The organism is Nonomuraea ferruginea (assembly GCF_039540635.1).
GTDB classification, from domain to species: domain Bacteria; phylum Actinomycetota; class Actinomycetes; order Streptosporangiales; family Streptosporangiaceae; genus Nonomuraea; species Nonomuraea ferruginea.
The window spans coordinates 104714-129203 of the sequence record NZ_BAABFD010000016.1; the positions used below are offsets into that span (position 1 = coordinate 104714).

General features: G+C 71.4%; 25 protein-coding genes. 17 read left to right on the forward strand and 8 right to left on the reverse strand.

Annotation, left to right across the window (positions count from 1 at the left end):
- Positions 1-104: 104 nt before the first annotated feature.
- The 4 genes from ppk2 to ctaD are packed head-to-tail and all read left to right on the forward strand — an operon-like array spanning position 105 to position 3685.
- Positions 105-893, forward strand: coding sequence for a polyphosphate kinase 2 (gene ppk2, locus ABD999_RS28425; protein WP_219546039.1), 789 nt, complete (start codon positions 105-107; stop codon positions 891-893).
- A 32-nt stretch (positions 894-925) separates the two neighbouring features.
- On the forward strand, positions 926-1267 hold the full coding sequence (gene fdxA / locus ABD999_RS28430) for a ferredoxin (protein WP_148035061.1): 342 nt from the start codon (positions 926-928) through the stop codon (positions 1265-1267).
- Complete coding sequence (locus ABD999_RS28435; RefSeq protein ID WP_271276177.1) at positions 1264-2031, forward strand: helix-turn-helix transcriptional regulator; 768 nt, start codon at positions 1264-1266, stop codon at positions 2029-2031. Before fdxA ends, ABD999_RS28435 begins: the two co-directional genes overlap by 4 nt.
- A 31-nt stretch (positions 2032-2062) precedes the next feature.
- A complete protein-coding gene (ctaD, locus tag ABD999_RS28440) occupies positions 2063-3685 on the forward strand; it encodes an aa3-type cytochrome oxidase subunit I (RefSeq protein ID WP_271276197.1) in 1623 nt (540 codons plus the stop codon).
- A gap of 1 nt (position 3686) precedes the next feature.
- On the opposite strand, the gene ABD999_RS28445 is transcribed toward ctaD, so the two are convergent.
- Both ABD999_RS28445 and ABD999_RS28450 read right to left on the reverse strand, forming a co-directional pair.
- Positions 3687-4223, reverse strand: coding sequence for a DUF488 domain-containing protein (locus tag ABD999_RS28445; protein ID WP_271276176.1), 537 nt, complete (start codon positions 4221-4223; stop codon positions 3687-3689).
- Positions 4220-4552: a cupin domain-containing protein gene (locus ABD999_RS28450; protein ID WP_148035058.1), complete on the reverse strand. Its 333-nt coding sequence runs from the start codon at positions 4550-4552 to the stop codon at positions 4220-4222. Before ABD999_RS28450 ends, ABD999_RS28445 begins: the two co-directional genes overlap by 4 nt.
- A gap of 146 nt (positions 4553-4698) precedes the next feature.
- Between ABD999_RS28450 and ABD999_RS28455 the strand changes: the two genes are divergently transcribed.
- Positions 4699-6759 (forward strand): sensor histidine kinase, encoded by a 2061-nt coding sequence (locus ABD999_RS28455; protein ID WP_148035057.1) that lies wholly within the window; start codon positions 4699-4701, stop codon positions 6757-6759.
- A 49-nt stretch (positions 6760-6808) separates the two neighbouring features.
- Here the strand turns inward: ABD999_RS28455 and ABD999_RS43995 are convergent, their stop codons facing one another.
- Complete coding sequence (locus ABD999_RS43995; protein WP_219546034.1) at positions 6809-6985, reverse strand: DUF6203 family protein; 177 nt, start codon at positions 6983-6985, stop codon at positions 6809-6811.
- 94 nt (positions 6986-7079) lie between these two features.
- Between ABD999_RS43995 and ABD999_RS28460 the strand changes: the two genes are divergently transcribed.
- Complete coding sequence (locus ABD999_RS28460; RefSeq protein WP_148035056.1) at positions 7080-7604, forward strand: hypothetical protein; 525 nt, start codon at positions 7080-7082, stop codon at positions 7602-7604.
- 572 nt (positions 7605-8176) lie between these two features.
- Here ABD999_RS28460 and ABD999_RS28465 read toward each other — a convergent pair.
- On the reverse strand, positions 8177-8707 hold the full coding sequence (locus tag ABD999_RS28465; RefSeq protein WP_271276175.1) for a hypothetical protein: 531 nt from the start codon (positions 8705-8707) through the stop codon (positions 8177-8179).
- Positions 8708-8844: 137 nt separating this feature from the next.
- On the opposite strand from ABD999_RS28465, the gene ABD999_RS28470 reads away from it, so the two are divergent.
- Both ABD999_RS28470 and ABD999_RS28475 read left to right on the forward strand, forming a co-directional pair.
- On the forward strand, positions 8845-10656 hold the full coding sequence (locus ABD999_RS28470; RefSeq protein WP_271276174.1) for an ABC transporter ATP-binding protein: 1812 nt from the start codon (positions 8845-8847) through the stop codon (positions 10654-10656).
- Complete coding sequence (locus ABD999_RS28475; RefSeq protein ID WP_148035054.1) at positions 10656-12479, forward strand: ABC transporter ATP-binding protein; 1824 nt, start codon at positions 10656-10658, stop codon at positions 12477-12479. Before ABD999_RS28470 ends, ABD999_RS28475 begins: the two co-directional genes overlap by 1 nt.
- A 20-nt stretch (positions 12480-12499) precedes the next feature.
- Here ABD999_RS28475 and ABD999_RS28480 read toward each other — a convergent pair whose 3' ends face one another.
- Positions 12500-13012, reverse strand: coding sequence for a hemerythrin domain-containing protein (locus tag ABD999_RS28480; protein ID WP_271276173.1), 513 nt, complete (start codon positions 13010-13012; stop codon positions 12500-12502).
- A gap of 131 nt (positions 13013-13143) precedes the next feature.
- Here ABD999_RS28480 and ABD999_RS28485 point away from each other — a divergent pair, with 131 nt between their 5' ends.
- Positions 13144-14460 (forward strand): alpha/beta hydrolase family protein, encoded by a 1317-nt coding sequence (locus ABD999_RS28485; protein WP_271276172.1) that lies wholly within the window; start codon positions 13144-13146, stop codon positions 14458-14460.
- Between the two features lie 4 nt (positions 14461-14464).
- Here the strand turns inward: ABD999_RS28485 and ABD999_RS28490 are convergent, their stop codons facing one another.
- Together ABD999_RS28490 and ABD999_RS28495 are read right to left on the reverse strand one after the other, a co-directional pair.
- Positions 14465-14911 carry a hypothetical protein gene (locus ABD999_RS28490; RefSeq protein WP_271276171.1) on the reverse strand — a complete coding sequence of 149 codons (447 nt, stop codon included), beginning with the start codon at positions 14909-14911 and terminating at the stop codon, positions 14465-14467.
- Between the two features lie 10 nt (positions 14912-14921).
- Positions 14922-16004: a DUF6745 domain-containing protein gene (locus ABD999_RS28495; protein WP_271276170.1), complete on the reverse strand. Its 1083-nt coding sequence runs from the start codon at positions 16002-16004 to the stop codon at positions 14922-14924.
- A 164-nt stretch (positions 16005-16168) separates the two neighbouring features.
- Here ABD999_RS28495 and ABD999_RS28500 point away from each other — a divergent pair, with 164 nt between their 5' ends.
- From ABD999_RS28500 to ABD999_RS28535, 8 genes are all read left to right on the forward strand, one after another.
- Positions 16169-16711 carry an LGFP repeat-containing protein gene (locus tag ABD999_RS28500; RefSeq protein WP_271276169.1) on the forward strand — a complete coding sequence of 181 codons (543 nt, stop codon included), beginning with the start codon at positions 16169-16171 and terminating at the stop codon, positions 16709-16711.
- A gap of 85 nt (positions 16712-16796) precedes the next feature.
- Positions 16797-17495, forward strand: a complete 699-nt coding sequence (locus ABD999_RS28505) for a ThuA domain-containing protein (protein WP_271276168.1) — start codon at positions 16797-16799, stop codon at positions 17493-17495.
- 219 nt (positions 17496-17714) lie between these two features.
- Positions 17715-18683, forward strand: a complete 969-nt coding sequence (locus tag ABD999_RS28510) for an ABC transporter permease (RefSeq protein ID WP_271276167.1) — start codon at positions 17715-17717, stop codon at positions 18681-18683.
- Positions 18684-18694: 11 nt separating this feature from the next.
- Positions 18695-19543: an ABC transporter permease gene (locus ABD999_RS28515; RefSeq protein WP_271276166.1), complete on the forward strand. Its 849-nt coding sequence runs from the start codon at positions 18695-18697 to the stop codon at positions 19541-19543.
- Positions 19544-19578: 35 nt separating this feature from the next.
- The gene (locus ABD999_RS28520; RefSeq protein WP_271276165.1) at positions 19579-21135 is read left to right on the forward strand and encodes an ABC transporter substrate-binding protein; all 1557 of its coding nucleotides are present in this window, start codon (positions 19579-19581) and stop codon (positions 21133-21135) included.
- Positions 21135-22082: an ABC transporter ATP-binding protein gene (locus ABD999_RS28525; RefSeq protein ID WP_271276164.1), complete on the forward strand. Its 948-nt coding sequence runs from the start codon at positions 21135-21137 to the stop codon at positions 22080-22082. Before ABD999_RS28520 ends, ABD999_RS28525 begins: the two co-directional genes overlap by 1 nt.
- The gene (locus ABD999_RS28530; RefSeq protein WP_271276163.1) at positions 22079-22996 is read left to right on the forward strand and encodes an oligopeptide/dipeptide ABC transporter ATP-binding protein; all 918 of its coding nucleotides are present in this window, start codon (positions 22079-22081) and stop codon (positions 22994-22996) included. The genes ABD999_RS28525 and ABD999_RS28530 overlap by 4 nt, the downstream gene beginning before the upstream one ends.
- Positions 22993-24009, forward strand: coding sequence for a nitrilase-related carbon-nitrogen hydrolase (locus tag ABD999_RS28535; RefSeq protein WP_271276162.1), 1017 nt, complete (start codon positions 22993-22995; stop codon positions 24007-24009). Before ABD999_RS28530 ends, ABD999_RS28535 begins: the two co-directional genes overlap by 4 nt.
- Here the strand turns inward: ABD999_RS28535 and ABD999_RS28540 are convergent.
- Entirely contained in the window at positions 24006-24443 is a 438-nt protein-coding gene (locus tag ABD999_RS28540; protein WP_271276161.1) for an anthrone oxygenase family protein, read from the reverse strand. The genes ABD999_RS28535 and ABD999_RS28540 overlap by 4 nt on opposite strands.
- Positions 24444-24490: the final 47 nt, after the last annotated feature.

Consider the following 24490-nt stretch of genomic DNA (forward strand, 5'->3'; position numbering starts at 1 on the left):
CGTTCGGGGTACCTTGAGGGTTCCACCGACAAATATATTTGTCAAGGGCGCCATCGTGGAGGATCGGTCAGGGCGGGAACGGGTCCGGCATCGGAGGGTTGCGCATGGCTGACGAGAAGATGGCTCGCAAGGCGTACGAGAAGGAGTTGTACCGGCTGCAGGGCGAGCTGGTGAAGATGCAGGAGTGGGTGCGGGTCGCGGGCGAGCGGGTGGTGGTGGTCTTCGAGGGGCGTGACGCGGCCGGGAAGGGCGGCGCGATCAAGCGGGTGGCGGAGTATCTCAACCCGCGCGTCACCCAGATCGTCGCCCTGCCGGCCCCCACCGAGCGCGAGCGCACGCAGTGGTACTTCCAGCGCTACGTCGAGCACCTGCCCGCGGCCGGCACCATCGTGCTGTTCGACCGGAGCTGGTACAACCGGGCGGGCGTGGAGCGGGTGATGGGTTTCTGCACCGAGGAGGAGCACTCGCGGTTCCTCCACCAGTGCCCGATCTTCGAGCGGCTGCTGGTCGAAGACGGGATCCTGCTGCGCAAGTACTGGTTCTCGGTGAGCGACGCCGAGCAGGAGCGGCGCTTCCGCAAGCGGCTGGAGGACCCGATGCGCCGCTGGAAGCTGTCGGCCGTCGACCTCGAGTCCATCACCCGCTGGGAGGACTACTCGCGGGCCAAGGACGAGATGCTGGTCCACACCCACATCCCCGAGGCGCCCTGGCACGAGGTGGAGAGCGAGGACAAGCGGCGGGCCAGGATCAACATGATCAGCCACCTGCTGTCGACGATCCCGTACGAGGACGTGCCCCGCCCGGAGATCCAGATCCCGGAACGCCCGCCGGGCACCGGTTACCGCCGTCCGCCGCGGCTGGAGAACCATGTGCCGGACGTGACCCGCCCTTGACTTCTTATTTAGAGGATGCGCATCCTCTAAATATGACTTATGTGATCGCTGAGCCCTGCGTGGACGTGATCGACCGGGCCTGCGTGGAGGAGTGCCCGGTCGACTGCATCTACGAGGGCGCGCGGGCGCTCTACATCCAGCCGCTCGAATGCGTCGACTGCGGGGCGTGTGAGCCGGTCTGCCCGGTGGAGGCCATCTACTACGAGGACGACCTGCCCGAGCGGTGGCAGGTGTTCGCGGGCGACAACGCCGCGTTCTTCGCCGAGACGCTGCCCGGCAGGGACGCGCCCCTGGACTCGCCCGGGGGAGCGTCGAAGCTGGGCAGGCTCGGCGTCGACACCCCGCTGGTGGCCGGTCATCCGGTGACGTCATGACCGGGCTGGACCGGGCGCGGGCCCACGAGGTGCTGTCCGTGCCCAGCCGGGTCACCATCCTGGACCTGCTGCGCGAACGCGCCGAACCGCTCGACGCCCGCGAGCTCGCCGCCGGGACCGGCCTGCACGTCACCACTGTCAGGTTCCACCTGTCGGCGCTGCTCGAAGCCGGGCTGGTCGTCGAACGGGCCGAGCGGAGCGGCGGCCGGGGCCGGCCGCGCGCGGTGTACTCGGCGTCCTGGGCGGCGGAGCCGGAGCACGGGCCCTACCAGGAGCTCGCCGAGCTGCTGGCCCGCCACTTCGCCGACACCCCCGCCCAGCGGGCCCGCCGGGCGGAGCGCGCCGGCGAGGAGTGGGCGCTGCGGCGGCTGAGCCCTGCCGCGACCCCGGCGGTGAAGAGGGACGGCCGGTCGGCGGAGGACGCCCGGTCGGCGGTGAAGGGGGATGCCCGGTCGGCGGAGGCCGCCCGGTCCGAGGTCAAGGGGGATGCCCGGTCGGCGGTGACGGCGATGTTCGCCGAGATGGGGTTCGACCCGGAGCCGACCGGCGACGGGCGCATCCTGCTGCACGGCTGCCCGTTCCGCGCCACCGCCCGGTCGCATCCCGAGGTGGTCTGCGCCGCGCATCGCGGGCTGCTGCGCTCGGCTGTCGAACTCCTCGACCCGGGCGCGCCCGGCCTCGAACTGCACGCGTTCGTCCGTCCCGAGCTCTGCGTGATCACGGCCGGCGGCGACGCCCCCGAGCCGCACGGGACGTCACGATGAGCCGCGCCCGCTTCCGGAGCCCGACGTGGTGCTGACTCCCGCGCCGGCCCGCGACCGGGTCGAACGGCCCGCGCGGCGCCCCCTGACGTCCTGGCTGTCGTCCACGGACCACAAGGTCATCGGCTACCTCTACCTGATCACGTCGTTCGGGTTCTTCCTGGTCGCCGGGGTCATGGCCCTCGTCGTCCGGGCCGAGCTGGCCCAGCCGGGCCTGCAACTGGTCAGCAACGAGCAGTACAACCAGCTGTTCACCATGCACGGCGCGATCATGCTGCTGCTGTTCGCCACGCCGCTGTTCGCCGGGTTCGCCAACGTCATCATGCCGTTGCAGATCGGGTCCCCGGACGTGGCCTTCCCCCGGCTCAACATGGTCAGCTACTGGCTGTTCCTGTTCGGCGGGCTGATCGCCGTCAGCGGCTTCTTCACCCCCGGCGGCGCCGCCGCGTTCGGCTGGTTCGCCTACACGCCGCTGTCCAGCGTGATCAGCTCGCCGGGCGTCGGCGGCGATCTGTGGATCATGGGCTTCGCGCTGAGCGGGCTCGGGACGATCCTCGGCGCGGTCAACTTCGTCACCACGGTCATCGGCATGCGGGCGCCCGGCATGACCATGTTCCGGATGCCGATCTTCACCTGGAACGTGCTGCTGACCAGCATGCTCGTGCTGATGGCGTTCCCCGTGCTGGCCGCCGCGCTGCTGGCGCTGGAGTCGGACCGCGCGTTCGGCACCCAGATCTTCGCGCCGGAGAACGGCGGGGCGATGCTGTGGCAGCACCTGTTCTGGTTCTTCGGCCATCCCGAGGTCTACATCATCGCGCTGCCGTTCTTCGGCATCATCACCGAGGTCATCCCCGTCTTCAGCCGCAAGCCGATCTTCGGTTACCTCGGCCTGGTCGGCGCGACCATCGCCATCGCCGGGCTGTCGATGACCGTGTGGGCCCATCACATGTTCGGCACGGGCCAGGTGCTGCTGCCGTTCTTCTCGTTCATGAGTTTTCTGATCGCGGTGCCGACCGGGGTGAAGTTCTTCAACTGGATCGGCACCATGTGGCGGGGGCACCTGTCCTTCGAGACGCCGATGCTGTTCTCGATCGGCTTTCTGGTCACCTTTCTCTTCGGCGGGCTCACCGGCGTCATCCTGGCCTCGCCGCCGCTCGACTTCCACGTCACCGACACCTATTTCGTGGTGGCCCACTTCCATTACGTGGTGTTCGGCACGGTGGTGTTCGCGATGTTCGCCGGATTCTTTTTCTGGTGGCCGAAGATGACCGGGCGGATGCTCGGCGAGAGGCTCGGGAAGATCCAGTTCTGGCTGTTGTTCGTCGGTTTCCACACCACGTTCCTGGTGCAGCACTGGCTGGGCATGCTCGGGTTCCCGCGCCGCTACGCCGATTACGGCGCGGGTGACGGGTTCACCCTGCTCAACCAGATCTCGTCCGTCGGCGCGCTGATCCTCGGGCTGTCCACGGTGCCGTTCCTCTACAACGTGTGGAAGACCTCGCGCGGGCCGCGCCGGGTGACGCTGGACGACCCGTGGGGGTTCGGCGGCTCGCTGGAATGGGCCACGAGCTGCCCGCCGCCCCGGCACAACTTCTCCTTAATCCCGCCGATCCGCTCCGAACGGCCCGCGTTCGACCTCCACCACCCCCGGGAGTGATTCACTCCCCGCTGACGACGTCGTACACCAGTAGCCCGTCCTCCCGCAGCCGGGCGCCCGCGCTCGGCTGATGCTCGGCCGTCGCGCCCGAATGGCTCAGGTGCAGCACGGGCACGCCCCTGGCCAGCACGGCGAAGTCGGCGATGAGCCGCCGGTGGCAGCGCCACCACAGGGCCTCGGCGCACATCACGGCCGTGCGGCCGGCCGCGGCCTGTGCCAGCAGCTCGTCCATGGCGGCCAGGAAGCCGGGGTCGCGGGTGTGGCCGGCGTAGCCGCGGAAGGACTCGTTCTCCCAGAAGGTGTCGGGGGAGTCGGGCGCGGGCCTGCGGAAGCCGCCCAGCCGCCGGTCCCAGCGGTAGCCGATGCCGGCCTCCGGGAGCCAGACGGCCAGCTCCTCGCGGCGCGCGTCGGGGTTGCGCCTGCTGCCCGGCGCCGTCCGTACGTCCACCACCGTCTCGACGCCGGCGCCGCGCAGCAGGCCCGACAGCTCCGCGCGGCCGGCCGTGCCGTGACCGAAGGTCAGCAGCGGTTCGGTCACCGTGTCTTGGCGACGGTGAGCAGGCAGGCGGCGTCTTCCAGGGCGTCCAGGCTGTGCCGCGCCGGAGGGATGATCAGGAGGTCGCCCGCCATGCCGTCCCAGGAGTCCCCGCCGCTGTGCAGCCGCACCCGGCCGCGCAGCACCTGCAGGGTGGCCTCGCCGGGGTTCTCGTGCTCGGCGAGCGACTGGCCGGCCTTGAGCGCGATGAGCGTCTGCCGGAGCACGTGCTCGTGGCCGCCGTACAGGGTCTCGGCGCTGCGGCCCGTCGAGGCGTCGCCGGCGCGCTTGAGGTGCTCGCGTACGAGGGCTTCCAGAGATGTCTTCTGCATGCCTTCGAGTCTGGCATCAGGGGTGACCGGCAATCACCGCAAGGGTCAGGGATAACGGCACGGCCACAAGGGGCGATATATAACCATAAAGACGTCATAATCCTGTCCAGCTTCCGGCAGTGCCGGAACAGGAAGGCGGAGACAGGATGGTCGGGTTCGCGGTGTTCGCGGGGAAGACCGGGAAGGCCACGTTAACAGGCCCACGGATTCTGGCCGTCGCCATCGCGGTGGTCGCGCCGCTTCTGGAGATCGCCGCTCTCGTGCAGTGGGCCGGGCTGCCCGAGGCGTGGACGCCCCAGCTCACCGTCACCCCGCAGTCCGCCGTGGTGCTCACCTTCCCCGCGGTCGGCGCCTACCTCATCGCGCACCGGCCCCGGCTGAACATGGCCTGGATGATGTGCGCCGGCGGACTCGCCGCCGGGCTCAGCGACTTCTTCCAGTCGCTCATGCTCCGGGTCGCCGCCGACGGTCACCTGATGCTCGCGGGCTACCTGCGTCACACGTACATCGTCTTCTGGGCGGTGTGCGGGCTGACGCTGACCGCGCTGCTGCCGCTGTACTCGCCCGACGGGCGGCTGCCCTCGCCGCGCTGGCGCTGGGCGCTCGCGCTGAGCGCGGTCTCGCTCGGCACCGAGATGCTGCGCAACATCACCCGCCCGGACCCGTCGCCGATCGGCTACCGGTTCCCCGAGGTCGTCCCGAACCCGCTGCAGATCCGCGCGCTCGCCCCGTACCAGGAGATCATCTCGGAGACCGCCTGGGCCGGCATCTACCTCTCGCTGGCGCTGGCCGCCCTGTCGATGGCGCTGCGGCTGCGCCGGGCCGACCCGGTGGGCCGGCGGCAGATCGGGTGGCCGCTCTTCGCGTTCACCGGATACATCGTCTTCCTGGTCGTCGGGACGGCCGTGCCCGGCCTGGTGTGGGTGGCGGTGCTGTGGTCCGCGCTCATCCCGGTCGCGGTCGCGTTCTCGGTCATGCGCTACCGGCTGTACGGGATCGACACCGTCATCAGCCGCACCTTCGTGGCCGCCGGGCTGCTCGTCGTCATCAGCGCGGTCTACTTCGGCGCCGGCGCCGTGGCCAGCCTGGGCGTCTCCGGGTACGACAGGGTCGCCGGGCTGGCGTCCGCCCTGTTCGCCGGGGCGTTCTTCCAGCCGCTGCGTCGCGTGCTGCAGCGGGCCGTCGACCAGATGCTCTACGGCAAGGTCGGCGACCCCCGGCTGCTGGCCGCCCGGCTCACCCAGGCGATCCGGCGCGGCGACCCGGCCGAGGCGCTGACCGCGGTCGTCGGCGTGCTGCGCGACGGGCTCGCGGTCGAGGGGGTGGCCGTGGAGGTGGCCGACGGCGAGCCCCGGTACGTGGAGAACGGCCGGGTCGGCGACCGGCCGCGCGAGGTGCCGCTGGTCTGGCACGGCGAGCGGGTCGGCCGCCTGTTGGTGGGCGCTCCCGGACCGCGCCGCTTCCCGGCCGCGCACAACGAGCGGGTGCTCGCCACCCTCACCCCGTACGCGGCCGACGTCGCGCACGCCGTGCGCATGGCGGCGGACTTGCAACGTTCCAGGGAACGCATCCTGACCACGCGCGAGGAGGAGCGGCGCCGGCTCCGCCGCGACCTGCACGACGGGCTGGGGCAGAGCCTGGCGGGCATGGCCATGCTCATCAACATCGCCCGCGGCCGGCTGAAGGAGGCGCCGGACTCGGCCGACGCACTGCTGCGCGAGCTGCGTACCGGGATGGACGCCGTCGCCGGCGACATCCGCGAACTGGTGTACGGGCTGCGCCCGCCGGCCCTGGACGACCTGGGGCTGGCGCGGGCGGTGCGCGAGCTGGCCGAGCAGGCCTCGCCGGAGATCGAGATCGAGGTGTCGGCCGAAGGCGACCTGTCGGAGCTCCCGGCGGCGGTGGAGGTGGCCGTCTACCGCATCGTCCAGGAGGCCCTGACCAACGTCCGGCGGCACGCGCGCGCCGAGCGGGCGCGCATCCACCTCCAGCGGGAACGGGAGGTGCTGCGGGTGACCGTCGCCGACGACGGCCGCGGCCTGCCGGAGAGCCGCCGGGCGGGGGTCGGCCTCAGCTCGATGCGCGAGCGCGCGGCCGAGCTGGGCGGGATCTGCGTGATCAGCGGCGGGCCCGGCGAGGGCACCCGGGTGGAGGTCATGCTCCCTCTCCTGCCCCAGCCGGCCCCGTCACCGAACAGCGTCTCCTGACGCGGGCGCCTGACGACTCCGGGCCGCGAGGCCGCCGTGGCAACGGCGCTCAGCGCCTCCGGCCCCGCGCCGCCCGCCTCCGGCCGAGCGGACTCCGCCTCCGCTCCTGCTCTTCCTGCTTGCGTCTGCGTTGCCGTCCGAGGAACCAGCCGGCGCCCAGGATGGCGAGTCCGATGGGGGTACGCGCGAGCCACCGCGCCAGCGCGACTTTGAAAAGACCCTTCATGACGGGACCCCCTGCCCCACAGGGGCCGTGCCACACGACGGGCTTTCAGCGAGCTGAAACCGGAGTGTCAGCGGGGCTGCCTAAGATCCGCATCATGACATCCAGCGAGGGGACTCCCGGCAACGGCCGGCAGGGCACCGCGCACTTCGTCCATGTCGATCTCCACGTCCACTATCGCCAGGCCTACCTCGTCGACGACGAGGCGACGGGGCCCCACGGCCTGCCGGCGGACGACCCGGCCCATCCGGTCGGCATCATCAGGGTCGAGGAGGGAGCCGCGTTCCTGATCACCGGGGTCGACACCGGGACGGTCGGGTTCACGGTGGCGGTGGCCGACCGCGATCCCGGGCCCGAGCTGGAGGAGTTCGAAGACATCGTGGAGGTGGGGTTCAGGTCCGCGGTGGGGCGGGTGGCGCTGCACGAATGGGGCGGCCCCGCTTATGAGCTGCCGCCGCTGCCCGCCGGGCCCGGGTGGTACCGGTTGCGTTACCACGCCCGGGGGATGGACGGCCCGGTCGACGACGACTACCTGCTGCAGATCTGGCCCCAGGAGTCGGCCGAGCCCCGCGTCGTCAAGAGCAGCAGCGCCACGCTGCAGTACTGGCTGCACCCCGGCTGACACGCCCGCAGGGGTGGGAGTCCGCGGCAGGCCGAACGCAGCCGGACTCGCGCCGGGCGGGACCGGACGGTCGACGTGAACATGCGCGGCCTGCCGCACGGCATCCCCGCCGCGCTGCCGCATTTCCGGCAACGCGGCGGCGGGCTCACACCATGGCTCATGACGCGCGACCCACCGCGTCCGCTCCACCTCGTCCGCCGCCGTCGCGTACACGATCGGCCGGCCCCCGGACGCCGACGTCCTCCCGTCCACCCGGCCCTACGGAACCGACCCTCCCGATCAGAACGGCCGGCCCGCCCTGGCGGGGGCTGAGTTGGGAGCCAGCCCGCCCTCCCCGAGCGGGCGGCTCCGTCCGAACCGGCCTGAGGAACCGAGGGCACACGTCACCGCCATCCCCGGGTGGGCGGCTCCGTCCCAGCGGGGCTGAGCTGGAAGCCGGCCCGCTGTCCTAAGACGGTCGGCTTCCGTCCTGGCAAGGGCTGAGCCGACCCGCCGTCCCTGGGCGGGCGGCTCCGTCCTGGTGGGGCTGAGCTGGAAACCGGCCCGCTCTCCCTGGATGGCCGGGGCGGTTGTCAGAGCCAGCTGGCGCGGACGCTGGGGCCGGCTTCGGCGGGGGCGGTGCCGAGGTCGCCCGCGCGTACGGCGGCGAGGGTGCGTTCGACGCAGGCGATGATCTCGGGGGCACGCTCGCGGAGGGCGAGGGCGTCCTGGGGGTACGACTCCTCCACGTTCCCCTGCTTGAGCACCACGTCCAGGTCGCCCAGGCGGTCGGCCAGCCAGCCGAGCGGGTCGGCCGACAGTTCCCTGGCGAAGACCCGGGGGCCGGGGTCCCAGCCGGTGAAGACCGGGTGGTGGTGGGTCCGGTCGAAGCTGCCCGGCCGCCCGTCGACGGACTCCAGCAGGTCCACTCGCCAGATCGGCCGGCCGAGGCTGATCGGGCGGGCCGAGTAGACCGTGCCCCGCAGCTCGCCCTCGTCGAGCATCCGCACTTCGAGCCGGACGCCGTGCTCGGCGCCCTCCTGGCCCTTGTTGGGTTGCGGGTCGACGAAGTAGATGTCGCTGACGGCCACGCCGATCCGCTCGAAGCCGAAGACGTACAGCACGAGGTACCCCTCTCCGTTCGGTTCCTCCTCCTCGGAGTATGAGCAGTGCTCGCCCAGGAGAAAAGCGTTGGGAAACTGTCGGTGGCGGCTGGTAGAAAACAGGGTCGAAACGTCGACGGGGTCAGGGGGCCGTTCCCGTGAGCAGCAGTTCGGAGTTCTCTGTTTCCGGGCCGGTCTACGACCGGCGCGGCCCGCTGCGCTGGCTCTGGTCCCATGTGCGCCGCCATCCGCTCCATCTGACCGGGTTCCTCGGCGGGTCGCTGGTCATGGTGGTGCTCAACGCCATGGTCCCGCAGCTCACCGGCTCGGCCTTCGACGCGGTGCTGGGCGACGGGTCCGCGCTCGGCGCGATCGTGCTGGTCATGCTGGCGGTCGTGGTGGCCCGCGGCATCATCGACCTGGTGGCGCGGCTGTCGTCCGAGGTGCTGGCCAAGCGGCTGGAGCGCGACGCCCGCGACGAGCTCTACGTGAGCCTGCTCGGCAAGAGCCAGACCTTCCACAACCGCCAGCGGGTCGGCGATCTGATGGCCAGGGCCGCCAACGACATCCGGCAGCTCTCCATCATGATCTCCCCGGGCGTCGACCTGATCGTCGACTCCGGGCTGTCCGGCCTGGTGCCGCTGTTCTTCATCGCCACCATCGACCCGCGGCTGCTGATCGTGCCCGGCGTGTTCGCGGTCGTCTTCGTGATCGCGCTCTGGCACTACATGCGCCAGCTCAACCCCGTCGCGACCCGGATGCGCGAGCAGTTCGGCGATCTCAACGCCGGACTCAACGAGGCCGTGCGCGGCATCGAGGTCATCAAGGTGACCGCCCAGGAGGCGCAGGAGCGCCGCCGGTTCCGCGCCCGCGCCCGGCTCTACCGCGACTCCTTCGTACGCAACGGCCTGGTGCAGGCCCGCTACCTGCCCACGCTGCTCTTCGCGGCCGCGATGGCGGGCGCGCTCTGGCACGCGCTCGCGCTGCAGGCGGCGGGCCAGATCACGATCGGCGACGTGGTGGCCTTCATGGGGCTCATGGGCATGCTCGGCTTCCCCACCCAGATGTCGATCTTCACGTTCTCGCTGGTCCAGCTCGGCGTCGTGGCCTCCCGCCGGATCCTCGCCATCGTCAACGCCGAGACCGAGCTCGACCAGCCGGCCGACGGCCACGCCGCGGCCGTCACCGGCGAGATCGTCTTCGACGACGTGACGTTCGGCTACGAGGGCGGCGACCCGGTGCTGCGCGGCGTGTCGTTCACCGTGCGGCCGGGCGAGACGGTCGCCGTCGTCGGCGAGACCGGCTCGGGCAAGAGCACGCTGACCAAGCTCGTGCCGCGCATCTACGACGTCACCTCCGGCCGCGTCCTCGTCGACGGCGTCGACGTGCGCGCCTGGGACCTCGACTCGCTGCGCTCCCAGATCTCCACCATCGAGCAGGACATCGTGCTGTTCTCCCGCTCCGTCGCGGAGAACATCGCCTTCGGCCTGGGCCAGAAGGCCGGCCGCGACGACGTGGTGCGGGCAGCCGAGGACGCGCAGGCGGCCGAGTTCATCGGCGAGCTCGACGACGGCTACGACACGGTCATCGGCGAGCGCGGCATCACCCTCTCCGGCGGCCAGCGGCAGCGGCTGGCCATCGCGCGGGCCCTGCTGACCGACCCGGCGATCCTCGTGCTCGACGACTCCACCAGCGCCGTCGACTCGGCCACCGAAGACCTGATCCAGCAGGCGATCGGCCGCGTGCTCGAAGGCCGCACCACGCTGCTGATCACCCACCGGCTGTCCCAGATTCGTTGGGCCGACAAGGTGCTGCTGCTCAAACGGGGCGAGCTGGTCGACTTCGGCACCCACGACGAGCTGCTCGGGCGCAGCCGTCTCTACCGCCGCATCTTCGCCCACTACGACGAGGTCCTGCCGGCCGGGGGCGACGCGCCCGTGCTGGCCGGCGAGCAGGGAAGGGCCGGCTGATGGGCTTCCTGATGGACGGCCTGGAGGCCGAAGACTACGACCGCACCTACAGCGACCGCGAGCTGCTGCGCCGGATCCTGTCCTACTTCCGGCCCAAGCTCGGGGCGATGGTGCTGGTCGCCGCCATGATCGTGCTCGTGTCGCTGGGGCAGGCGGCGGTGCCGCTGCTGGTCAGCTGGGGCGTCGACGCGGTCCAGGCGGGCACGATCGGCGACGTCGCCTGGCCGCTGACCGGCGCGCTGCTGCTCACCGGCGTCCTCGGCTGGGTGTTCAACTTCTTCCGGCAGTGGTACAGCGCGCGGGTGACCGGCGACGTCGTGCTCCACCTGCGCGAAGACGCCTTCGACGCGGTGCTCCAGCGCGACCTGTCCTTCTACGACGAGACGCCGTCCGGCCGCATCGTCAGCCGGGTGACGTCCGACACCGACGACTTCGCCACCGTGTCCACGCTCACCATGGACCTGATCAGCCAGGTGCTGATGGTCGGGTTCGTCACCGTGCTGCTGTTCCTGCGCAGCGTCGAGCTGGCCCTGCTGACGCTTCTGGTGGTGCCCGTCGTCGTGGGCCTGGCCCTGCTGTTCCGGCGGCTCGCCCGAGCCACCACCCGCAAGGCCCAGCGGTCGCTCAGCCGGGTCAACGCCAACCTGCAGGAGACCATGGGCGGCATCGCCGTGGCCAAGAGCTTCCGCCAGGAGCGGCAGGTCTACGACGAGTTCCTGCCGATCAACCGGCAGAGCTACCAGGTGACGCTGCGGCAGGGGTTCGTCTTCTCGGCGATCTTCCCGGTGCTGTTCCTGGTGGCCGGGCTCGCCACGGTCGCCCTGGTGCAGTTCGGCGGCACGGCCGTGCTCGGCGACCGTTTGACGGCCGGTGACTGGTACCTGTTCCTCCAGGGTGTGGCGCTGTTCTGGTTCCCGCTGACGTCGATCGCGGCGTTCTGGTCGCAGTTCCAGCAGGGCCTGTCGGCGTCGGAGCGGGTCTTCGCGCTGATCGACGCGCCGCCGCGGGTGGTGCAGACCGGCGCGCAGCCGGTCGGCAGGCTGGCCGGGCGCATCGAGTTCCAGGGCGTCACCTTCGGCTACGACCCGGCCAGCCCGGTGCTGCGCGACTTCGACCTGCGCATCGAGGCCGGCGAGACGGTCGCGCTGGTCGGCCACACCGGCGCGGGCAAGTCCACGCTGAGCAAGCTGATCACCCGGTTCTACGAGTTCCAGGAAGGCCGGCTGCTCATCGACGGCCGCGACATCCGCGAGCTCGACCTGGGCGAATACCGCCGCCAGATCGGCGCGGTGCCGCAGGCGCCGTTCCTGTTCAGCGGCACCGTCGCCGACAACATCCGCTACCCCAGGCCGGATGCGACCGACGACGAGGTGCGGGCCGCGGCCGAGGCGGTCGGCGGCGGCGACTGGATCGACGCCCTGCCCCACGGCCTCGACACCGACGTGGGCGAGCACGGCCGGGCCCTGTCGATGGGGCAGCGCCAGCTCGTCGCGCTGGCCCGCCTGCTCGTCCAGGACCCGGCGATCGTGGTGCTCGACGAGGCCACGGCCAGCGTCGATCCGCTCACCGAGGCGCAGATCCAGGAGGGTCTCGACGTGGTGCTGGCCGAGCGCACCTCGATCGTCATCGCCCACCGGCTGTCCACCATCGAGCACGTCGACCGCATCATCGTGCTCGACCACGGCCGCATCGTGGAGGAGGGCGACCATCCGACGCTGCTGGCGCGGGGCGGCCGCTATTGCCAGGTCTACAACACCTACTTCCGCCACCAGTCGCCCAACTACCGGGCGGGCAGCGGGTTCGTGCCCATCGGCTCGTCCTGACCGCAACACCCGAGCCGGGGTTACAGCGTGGTGAGGACCTCCTGCATCCTGGTCTTGCCCGTGCCGAACCGGCCGGCCTCCCGGCGGGGCTCGCCCTCGGCCGGGCGGCCTCGGAGCGCGTCCAGCTCGCGCTGCCGGGCGTCCTGGAACGCCGCGCCCAGCTCGGCCAGCTCTTCGCCGCTCATGCTGCGGGCCAGCATCGGGAGGATCGTCGTCTCCTCGTCGCAGAAGTGCGCCATCACCGACACGACGAGCTGGTGCAGCGCCTCGGTGAGCTCGGGCGTCCCGGCGTCGGCCCGCCGCAGCGTGTCCAGGTGGACCTCGGCCTCCTTGTGCTGGGCGAAGCCGTGGTGGGCGTCCAGGAGCGGGTAGACCACGTCCTCCTCGGCGCGGGTGTGCGCGGTCAGCAGGGCGTGCAGCGCGCTGACGGCGGGCCCGGGGTCCTTCTGGTTCAGCAGCAGACGCTTGAACAGGACTTCGATCCGGCGATGGTCGGCCTGGACGAGGGCGATGACGTCGTTCCGCACGGTCATGGGATCGTGGCTACCCGGGCGGCGGGCCCCCAACCGTGCCGCCCGGTGCGGGACCCTTCCCATGCCCGGTGTGCCGGAGTATGAACGAATCACCCGCACCCCCCGATCAGCCTGCCCGGAGGTGACGGCTGATGCGCCGTCCGAGCCTGGTTCTCTGCGCCCTCACCCTGGCCGCCGCGTTACTCGTGCCCGGCACGGGCGCCGCGGCGGACGCGCGCACCGTCGTGCCCGGCGACCAGCCGCTGCCCGGCTACACCGTCGACAACCCGCCGCTCCCGCCCGCGCTCGTGGACGGCATGCCGGCCAGGGTGCTGCAGGGCTTGCACGAGCACGCGGCGTACGTGATCGAGGTGCCGCCGCGCTGGAACGGCGGCCTGGCGATGTGGGCCCACGGCTTCCGCGGCGCCACGAGGGTGCTCTCCGTGGACCCGCCCGGCTACGGGCTCCGGCAGCGGCTCCTGGACCAGGGGTACGCGTGGGCGGCGTCCTCGTACTACGCCAACGACTACGACGTGCGGGCCGGCGTGGTCAGCACCCGCGCGCTGGCCGGTCACTTCGCGCGGGTGGTCGGCAAGCCGAAGCGCACGTTCATCGCCGGGGTGTCGATGGGCGGGCACATCACGGCCCGCTCCATCGAGCAGTACCCGGGCTTCTACGACGCCGCGATGCCGATGTGCGGGGTGCTCGGCGACCACGAGCTGTTCGACTTCTTCCTCGACTTCCACCTCGTCGCCCAGGACCTGGCGGACGTGCCCGCGTACCCGTTCCCGGCCGACTACGCCACCTCGGCCGTACCGAAGATGCGGGAGCGGCTGGATCCGGGCGACGCGGTCGGCGCGCAGTTCCGCGACATCGTGATCAACCAGGGCGGCGGCGAGCGGCCGGGCGCGGACGCCGCGTTCGCGTACTGGAAGGACTTCCTGTTCGGGCTGGCCGGGCCGGACGAAGGCGGCTCGCTGGCGCAGCAGCCCGGCCGGGTGGGCACGAACGTCGGCACCCGCTACACGCCCTCCTCGCCGGTGAACGTCAACGCGACCGTCCGGCGGGTGGCCCCCGAGGACCCGGTGGCCCGGTTCACCCGCGGGCTGACGGCCGTGGCGAGCGTGTCGGGCCGGATCGACGTGCCCGTGCTGTCGCTGCACGACCTGGGCGACAACTTCGTGCCGTTCTCGATGGAGCAGCACTACTTCAAGGACGTGGCCCGGCACGGCAGGACGAAGCACCTGGTGCAGCGGGCGATCAGGGCCGTGGGCCACTGCGAGTTCAGCGACGCCGAGGCCGGCGCCGCCTGGGACGACCTCGTCCGGTGGCAGCGCGGCGGCCCCCGGCCCGCGGGCGACGACGTGGTCACCCGCTCGGTGGTGGCCGACCCGCGCTACGGGTGCCGGTTCACCGACCCGTCGGTCTACTCGACCGGCACCCGCCCGCTGTTCCCCGCCTGCCCCTGACGGATCAGTCGGCGACCAGGCGGGCCCGCGGGCCTTCCTGCTCGCGCTGCCGGCGGATCACGTACGTGCCCGGAGCGCAGCCCGTCGCCCCGTGCTCCGGGTGCAGCAGGTAGGCCGGGGCGGTGGTCTCGAACACGCCGATGGCCAGCCGTTCGGAGTCGTGGAGCCGCCGCGTCCATCGGCAGGTGTACGGTTCGGCGACGAGGGTGTGCGTGTTGCCGCCGGCCTCGCCGCGCAGCAGGTCGACGCCTTCCACCGGCACGTCGATCCACTCCCACGCCACGGCGGCCGGCGGGATCCGGACGGACGCGGCGATCATGGCCAGCGGGATGACGATCAGGTCGCCCTGGGCCTGGGGCCCGTCGACGACGGGGATGCGCACCGACCGCTCCAGGTGGTCGAGCGCGGTCAGTCCGGTCTGCTCTTCGAGGGTGGCGAGAGTCACTTTCATGGCATTCACCTCAGGTTCGGCGGAGAAGGCTCGCGTACTGGCCGGCGGACAGCCCGTAGGTCCAGCCGGCGGCGGCGATCGGGTCGTCGAAGTACCACGGCACGGTCAGCCCGTAGCGGCGGCGGCGCCCGTCGCGCTCGACGGACCCGTTGACGGCGAGCAGCACTCTGGTGCCCGCGCGCACGTCGTACAGCCGCAGCTCGAAGCCGGGATTGCCGGGGTCGGGGGCGGCGGCGACCAGCCGGAGGCCGGCCTGCTCGATGTAGGCGGCCCAGCCGAGGCGCTCGATCGCGCACCGCCTGACCTCGACGTTGCGCTCCCGCCCGATGCGCTCGGCGGACGGATCGGTGGTCACCCAGGACGGCACCCGGGTGCCGTGCCAGGCGTGCACGTCCCAGCCGTCGGCGAACCGCACGGCAGGGCCGCCGTCGTGGTGCAGCCGCACCTCGCCGTGCTCGCCGCACACCTCTGTGCGCAGCTCGGCCGGGCGTTCCGAGAGCACGCACACATCCCGGCGCGGCCACCACCAGCCGCACGAGCGGGCCACCACGGACCACAGGTGGGCCTGCCGTTTCTGCGCCCGGCTGAACACCTCGACGCCGCCCAGCCGGCGCAGCGCGTCGTGCCGCGCCTGCCACGCGACGGCCGTGACGTCCTCGTACCAGCTCGTGCGCCGGAGCGGGCGGTCGTGCGCGGCCTCCAGCACCGGGACGAGCCGGCGCGCCGTCCAGGAGAGCGGGTCGTGCACCTCGCGGCGGACCACCTGGTCGAGCTCCAGGTGGGCGCCCCTGACGGCGGCGTCGACCCGCCCGCGCAGCTCGCCGGCCATGCGGGTCAGGCTCTTCACCACCGGCCAGTCCTGCACCCGCTCCGGGGGTTCGTCGGGGCGCGGCCGGACGCCGGGCGGCACGGTGGCGAGGGCGGTCACGGGCGAGGAGGCCCAGTGGAAACGCGGCGGGGCGAACCCGGCCAGGAGGTAGAGCTCCGAGATGGCGGCTTCGGCCGCCTGACGGTGACAGAGCCGCGTCGACAGCGCCAGGCCCAGCCATTCTTCGCGGATGGTCGCAGCTTCCCGCTGCGCGCGTGCGCTCACCGGCTCAGGGTGGCGCCGTCCTTCCTCACGATCATGTCTGCGATGGTGACATGTCGGAACCTCATCTGTCCACCGCCGACAGGGCCTGCCAGAAGGCGGCGGTCAAGCGTCCGGCAAGCGACAGGTCGTATCACTGAGACAGCCGACCCCCAAGGAGCGCCGCGATGAACCGTCGCCTGTCCCTCACGCTCGTCGCGGCGCTCGCCGCCGCCGGAACGCTGACCACCGTGCCCGCGCACGCCGCGACCGGCACCGCGTGCAAGATCCAGCCGTACGGGCTCATCGGCGCCCGCTGGCAGCAGCTCGGCGGCGCGAACGGCAAGCTCGGCTGCCCCACCACGGGCGAGCGCGACATCCACCAGAACGGGGTCGGCTGGGCCGGCCGCCGTCAGACGTTCGAACGGGGCCAGCTGGCCTGGTCGCCCAAGCTGGGCGGGAACTTCGTGGTGGCGGCCTGGTCGGCCGGCGGGAACGCGTACGTCGACTGGCACCGGACGGCCAAGGAGTTCGACACCTTCCTCGTCCGCTACACCAGCGCCGCCGACCCGCACGGGGTGCAGAAGGACACCGCGGGCGGCTTCCGCGGCCGCTACATCGTCAGGGCGCGGACGAACGGCGGCTACCGGTGGAACATCAAGGGCTGCGACACCAACCTCATCGGCCCGTCCAGCTGCCAGAAGCACTGGTCCGTCTCGGTGACCGGCTGATCAGCGCGATCGCCGCCCGTGCAGGGCTATGACCCGGAAAATGCGACGATCGGATACGTCGACCCTCCGAGCGATTGGCGCGAGCATGGCGAACCGTAAGGCACTGGTGGTGCGCGGCGGCTGGGAAGGACATGCCCCGGTGGCCGCCACCGACCTCTTCGTCCCCTTCCTCGAAGCGCACGGCTTCGAGGTGCACCTGGCCGGCTCCCCGGAGCCGTACGCGGACGCCGCGTTCATGGCCGGGGTCGACCTGGTCGTGCAGTGCTACACCATGGGGACGATCGAGCCCGGCGAGCTCGCGGGCCTGCGCGCCGCCGTCGAGTCGGGCACCGGGATGGCGGGCTGGCACGGCGGCATCGCCGACTCCTTCCGCAACTCCTCCGACTACCTCCACCTGATCGGCGGGCAGTTCGCCTGCCACCCCGGCAAGGACCCGGCCGAGCCGCACGAGAGCGCCGAGGCGCACAACTTCGTGCCGTACACCGTGAACCTGCTCCCCGAGGCCGCCGCCCACCCCATCACCGAGGGCCTGACGGACTTCGACCTGGTGACCGAGCAGTACTGGGTGCTGACCGACGACTACATCGACGTGCTGGCCACGACCACGCAGCAGGTCCGCCCGTGGGACCCCTGGCACCGTGAGGTCACCTCGCCGGCCATCTGGACCCGCAGCTGGGGCGCCGGCCGCGTCTTCGTCACCACCCCTGGACACAGCCTCGACGTGCTGCGGAACGACACCGTGCGCACGATCATCGAACGCGGCATGCTCTGGGCGGCCCGGTAGCCGGAAGAACCCTCGAACAGTCCCGTACCGCTCACCGTGACGGCGTTCCATGACCGCCGCGTCCAGGTGAGCTGAGGTCGAGGGCTGGATTTTCTGCGGAACAATGTTTCAAGTTGGAGCGAAAAACCCTTCCATCTCGGCTTGTGGCGTGGCTAGTATTCCGCTCACCGTAATGACAGTCCGCCACGCGAAACAGCGTCGAGCACAAAGGGGCCCGCGATGCTCCGGTACGTCGGGCGCAGGGTCGCCGGTCTCGCACTGGTCCTGCTGATCGTCCTGACGCTCGTCTTCTTCATGCTCAGGGCGGCTCCCGGCGGTCCCGCCGAGGCCTACCTGGGCATGAACCCCACCCCGGAAAAGGTCGCCGAGGTCGAGCGCAGGCTCGGCCTCGACCAGCCGATCTGGGTCCAGTACGGCACCTTCGTCGGCAACCTGCTGGCCGGGGACTTCGGCCGCTCACTGTTCAGCGACCGCCCGGTCATCGAGATCATCGCCGAGCGGCTCCCCGTCACCCTGGAGCTCAGCCTGATCGCGTTCGTGTTCTGGGTCGCCGCCGGCCTCCTGGCCGGAGCCGTGGCGGCCAGGAAGCGCGACTCGTTCCTGGACGGCTGCGTGCGGGTGATCAGCGTGATCGCGCTGTCGATCCCGAGCTTCTGGCTCGGCCTGGTGCTCGTCGTGGTGTTCGGCCTCTACGTCCAGGGCGTGCTGCCCTCCAGCGGATGGGTGCGCTTCGGCGACGATCCGATCGAGAACCTGCGCGGCGTGATCCTGCCCGCGTTCGCCCTCGGCCTCGGCTCGGGCGCCATCATCGCCCGTACGCTGCGCGCCTCGATGATCGACACCGCGCAGGCCGACTACGTGTCGTTCGCCCGCGCGATGGGCATGCCCGAGCGGCGCATCCTGCGCCGGATCACCGCGCGTAACGCGATCATCCCGACGGCCACCGTGATCGGGCTCATGCTCGGCGTCTTCATCAGCGGCACCGTGCTGGTGGAGAACGTGTTCAACCTGCCGGGGATCGGCCAGACCATCGTCGCCGCCTTCAAGCAGCACGACTACCCGCTGGCCATCGCCTGCACCCTGATCACCGCCACCGTCTTCCTGGTCACGAACCTGATCGTGGACCTCCTCTACTTCGTGCTCAACCCCCGGATCCGCGCCGGGTTCCTGAACGGGACGGCCCGCTGACCATGAACCGAGTGCTTCCCCGGATGTCCGCGCTGACCTGGGCCGGCCTGGCCCTGCTCGGGCTGTTCCTGCTGCTGGCCGTGGCCGGGCCGCTGCTGGCCGGCTCGCCGGACGCGCGCACCGGCCTGACCCTGGCCGCCCCCGGCGCCGACCACCTGTTCGGCACCGACCACCTGCAGCGCGACCTGTTCGCCCGCACCGCCGAAGGCGCCCGCGTCTCGCTGCTCGTGGCGGCGGCCGGCGTCGCCTTCGGCCTGGTCGTCGCCGTGCCCGCCGGGCTGGTGGCCGGGTACTTCGGCGGACGCTGGCCCGACGACCTGATCATGCGCGTGCTCGAGGCGCTGCAGGCGCTGCCGCTCTTCGTCTTCGCGCTGTTCGTCATCGGCATCACCGGCACCGGCGACTCGCACTGGGGCCCGCTGACGGTGACCGCGACCACCAAGGTCGTGCTGCTGCTCGGCGTCGGCTTCATCCCGTACTTCGCCCGCGTGACCCGCTCGGCCACCCTGGTCGAGGTCCAGGAGGACTACGTCGACGCGCTCCGGGCGATCGGCGTGCCGCGCTGGCGCATCATCGGCGGCGAGGTGCTGGTCAACGTGCTGCCGCCGGTGCTCGTGCAGGCGTTCCTGTGGCTCGGCGTGGCGATCTTCGCCGAGAGCGCGCTCAGCTTCCTCGGCCTCGGCATCCAGCCGCCGCGGCCCAGCCTCGGCAACATCCTCGGCGACGCGACCAGCTACATGCTGCTCGGCGCGTGGTGGTACTCCATCATCCCCGGCCTGGTCATCCTCGTCGCCACCGTCGGATTCAACCTCGCGGGCGACGGCCTCGGCGACGCGCTAGACGCGCAGGGCCGGCGCTGAGCCTCACCACCTCCACCTCTGAAGGAAACATCGTGATGAATGAAGCGATCATCGGCCGCCGCCGCTTCCTGGCGATGGCCGGCCTGCTCACTGCGGGCTCGCTGGCCGTGACGGCATGCGGCACGTCGGGGACCCCGGCCCCGGCCGCCTCCCGGGGCCCGAAGCCGACCAAGCTGGCGTTCGGCGTCACCTCCATCTCCGACTACCTGAACCCGCTCTACACCACCTCCAGCCGGGTCCACTGGATCACCGACCCCGTGGTGGAGTCGCTCTACACCCACGACGCGTCGCTGAAATCCGTGCCGCTGCTCGCCGACGGCGAGCCGGAGATCTCCGACGACGGCCTCACCTGGACCATCAAGCTCAAGGAGGGCGTGACCTTCGCCAACGGCGACCCGTTCACCGCGGCGGACGTCGTGGCCGCGCTGAAGTTCGTCTCCGACCCCAAGTCCACCAGCGACTGGACGGTCTTCTTCGCCGGCTACGTCAAGGACGCCGAGGCGGACGGCGACCACACCGTGAAGATCACCCTGACCGCCCGGTACGGCGTGCTCCGCGCCCACCTCACCAACCTGCCGATCATCCACAAGGACTTCGTCGCCAAGACCGACACCACCATGGGCACCGGCCCCTTCACGATCGAGAAGGTGACCCAGGGCCAGTCGGTCGAGCTGAGCCGCAACGACTCCTACCACGGCGACAAGCCCGCGCTCGCGAGCGTCGTCTTCCAGGCGGTGCCCGACCCCGCCACCCGCCTGGTCAACCTGCGCGAAGGCAAGATCCACATCATGACCGACGTCACGCCGGAGAGCGTGGCCCTGCTCAAGCAGGACGCGCAGGTCAAGGTGCACGAGGTCGACGCGCCCAGCGACATCATCACCTACTTCACGGCCAACAAGGCACCCTTCGACGACGTCAAGGTGCGGCAGGCGCTCGCGTACGCGATGGACCGCAAGGGCGTGCGCGACGTCGCGTACGCGGGCACCGCCACCATCGCGCAGGGCCCCATCGGCCCCGCCGTCGAGGGCCACGACCCGTCCCTGCAGATCTACGGCGAGGCACCCGACCACGAGAAGGCCAAGGCGCTGCTGGCCGAGGCCGGCGCGAGCGACCTGAAGTTCACCCTGACGATCACCAGCGACGCCATGATGAAGAACATCGGCCAGGTGCTCGTCGAAGGCTGGAAGCAGGCCGGCATCACCTGCACGCTGGAGACCCTCGACGTCGGCCCCTGGGTGCAGAAGTGGGCGTCGGGCAAGTTCGACCTGGTGATGAACAGCTTCGAGACCGGCTTCGGCGCCGGGCGCACCGCCTTCTCCCTCCTGAACGTGACCAACTCGGCGTATCCGCTGAACTTCGGTTACAAGAACGAGGAAGTGGACAAGCTGCTCGGCCAGGCCTGGGCCGCCGACGACGAGGCGGAGCGGGCCGAGCTGTGCAAGCGGATCAACGGCCTGTTGGCGGCGGACGCGATCATCATCCCGCCCGTCTACCCGAAGATGCTCGTGGCGCAGCGCACCGACGTCTCGCCGCTCGACGAGCCGGGCATGAGCGTCAGCCGCATCAGCGTCCCCGCCGTGCAGTTCACCTGATGAGCGCGCTGCTGTCGGTCAGGGACCTGGGGGTCGCCTTCCGTACCAGGGAGGGCGACGTGCCCGCCGTGCGCGAGGTCTCCTTCGACCTCGCCCGCGGCGAGATCCTCGGGCTGGTCGGCGAGTCGGGGTCGGGCAAGAGCACGCTGCTCACCGCGCTGACGCGGATGCTGCCGCCCAACGCGCGCCTCGACGCCGGGCGCCTCGCCTTCGACGGCGCCGACCTCGTCAAGCTGCGCGAGGACGGCATGCGCAAGCTGCGGGGCGACCGCATCGGGCTGATCCCGCAACGGCCCATGACCTCGCTCTCGCCGGTCACGCCCGTCGGCCGGCAGCTGCGCTGGCACCTCGACGGGCTCGACGACGGGCGGCTCAAGGAGCTGCTCGCCGGCGTCGGGCTCGGCGCGGTGCTCGACCGGCTCGACGGCTACCCGCACGAGTTCTCCGGCGGGCAGCTGCAACGCCTGCTCATCGCCGTGGCGGCCATCGGCAAGCGGCCCGACCTGCTGCTCGCCGACGAGCCCACCACCACGCTGGACGCCACCGTGCAGGCCCAGGTGCTGCGGCTGCTGCTGGACCTGCGCGACGAGATCGGCTGCTCGATGATCTTCGTCAGTCACGATCTCGGCGTGATCTCGCAGGTCAGCGACCGCATCGGGGTCATGTACGCGGGCCGCCTGGTCGAGCTGGCCCCCGCCGCCGAACTGTTCGCGACGCCGCGCCACCCGTACACGCGGGCCCTGCTGGACGCGATGCCGAGCCGGCACCGCAGGGGCGAGCCGCTGCGCACCATCCCCGGCACCGTCACCGGCGCCAACCGGCTCGCCGGATGCCCGTTCGCGCCGCGCTGCGCGTCCGTCGCCGAGCGCTGTCACGAGGAGAACCCGGAGGTCCGTACGGTGGGAGAGTCGCTGGTGCGCTGCCACGTGGCAGAGGAGTCCGCATGATCGCGGTCCGCGCCGAAGGTCTCGTCAAGCACTACCGCACCGGCGGAGGCAGGACGCTGCGCGCCGTCGACGGCGTCACCTTCGAGGTGCCGCAGGGCCGGACGCTCGCCGTCATCGGCGAGTCCGGCTGCGGCAAGTCGACCATCGCCCGCATGCTCGTCCGGCTCGCCGAACCCACCGAAGGCCGCATCCAGGTGCAGGGCAGCGAGAAGGCCGACCGCCGCGCCATCCAGCTCGTGTCGCAGAACCCCTGGTCGGCGCTGAACCGGCGCAAGAGCATCGGGCACGCGCTGCGCCAGCCGCTCGCCGTGCACGGCCTGCACCCCGGCCGCGCGGCCCGCGACGCCCGCGTCCGCGAGCTGCTCGACCTGGTCGGCCTCACCGAGGAGTACCTCGGCCGCAGGCCCGGCGGCGTCAGCGGCGGCGAGCTGCAGCGCGTCACCGTCGCCCGCGCGCTCGCCGTCGAGCCGAAGGTCCTCGTGCTCGACGAGCCCACCGCCAGCCTCGACGTCAGCGTCAAGGCGCTGCTCGTGAACCTGCTCCAGGACCTGAGGCAACGCCTCGGGCTCAGCTACGTGCTCATCACCCACGAGATCGACATCGCCCGGCACCTGGCCGACGACGTCGCCGTCATGTATCTCGGCCGCTTCGTCGAGACCGGCACCGCCGACCAGGTCTTCGACGACCCCCGCCACCCCTACACCCGGGCGCTGCTCGCCGCCGTGCCCGACCCCGGCCGCCCACCGGCGGCGCCGCTCACCGGTGAGGTGCCCTCCGCGCTGGCCCCGCCGCCCGGCTGCCGCTTCCACACCCGCTGCCCGCTGGCCACCACCGCCTGCGAGGCCACCGATCCCGCGCTCGAACCCGCGCCCGACGGCCGCCTGATCGCCTGCATCCACGAGGAGACCGCATGACCCAGCACACCGACGGCCTCTATCCCACCGTCGACCTGGCCAAGGACGTCTGGACCCTCGGCGTCGTCCAGTCGACCGTGAACCCGACGCCCGACCCGTCCGGCATGCGGGCCAACCTCGACCACATGCTCCACCTGATCGACAACTGCTTCCACACCCCCTTCGGCTACCGGCCCGACCTGCTGTTCTTCCACGAGTTCCCGATCAGCGGCTGGGACAACTGGACCAAGGCCGAAGCCGAGCGGCGCTGCATCGAGCTGCCCGGCCCCGAGTCGGAGGCCATCTCCGCCAAGGCCCGTCAGCACAACTGTTACATCGCCTTCGGCGCGTACGTCCGCGACCCCGACTGGCCCGGCCACGTGCTCAGCATCACCACGCTCATCGGCCCGGACGGCGAGATCGTCGCCAAGCACTGGAAGGCCCGTAACGTCAAGGGCGTCTTCGGCGGCGTCGAACTGTTCACCACCACCGTCTACGACGTGCTGGACGAGTACATCGAGAAGTACGGCATCGACGAGGTCGTGCCCGTCGCCCGCACCCCGCTGGGCAACATCTCCATGTCGTCCACCCAGCTGGAGCCCGAGCTCTTCCGCGCCGCCGCCGTCAAGGGCGCCGAGGTCTTCCTCCGCACCGCCAGCGGCAGCTTCAACGAGATCGACGTGCGCGCCTCCGCCCTGCACAACCGCGTCTACACCGCGATCGTCAACAACTCGCTCCTGCCGCGCGACACCCCGTACTTCGAGGACACCGGCGCGGGCGGCTCGGCCGTCTACGGCCCGGACGGCAACGTCATCGCGGCGGCGGACAGCAAGTTCGAGAAGCTCGTCGTCGCCCAGATCCCCATCGCCGCCCACCGCGCCCGCCACCGCCAGCCGGACATCCACTGGGACATGTACAAGCACATCTTCGACGCGTACCGGAGCCGCTTCGCCCCCAACCTCTTCACCCCGTACCAGCCGGAGAGCCTGGAGGACGCCGGCCGCTACCTCGACGGCAAGTCCCGCTGGCGCTAGAGCCAGGCCAGGCCGACGCCCACCAGGGCGAGGCCGGCCAGGGACGCCGCGGCCCGGACCGTGTTCCAGGCGGTCCACCGCGGCGAGTACTCCCTCCACGGCATCGTGCCCGCGTCGACGGCGTTGTTCATCGGCACGTTGATCGCCACGGTGACCACGAAGGAGCCGACGAAGTTCACCCCGGCGGCGGCGAAGAACCAGACCGCGGCCGGCCCGTCGGCGAACAGCCCGGCGACCAGCGCCGCGACCGGCGCCCCGAGGAACGCGACGTAGAGCCAGGGGTTGAGGATCTTCTTGTTGACGCTCCGCATCACCGTCTCGGCCTGAGCGGGCTCGACGGCGTTGAGCGCCGGCATGACGGACATGGAGAAGGCGTAGAAGAGGCCCGCGAGGGCGCCGTGCAGCACGAGGGCGATGAGCGGCAGAACCAGCATGCCCTCATCGTGTGCGTACGGGCCGGGACCGTCCATGCACCGCCCTC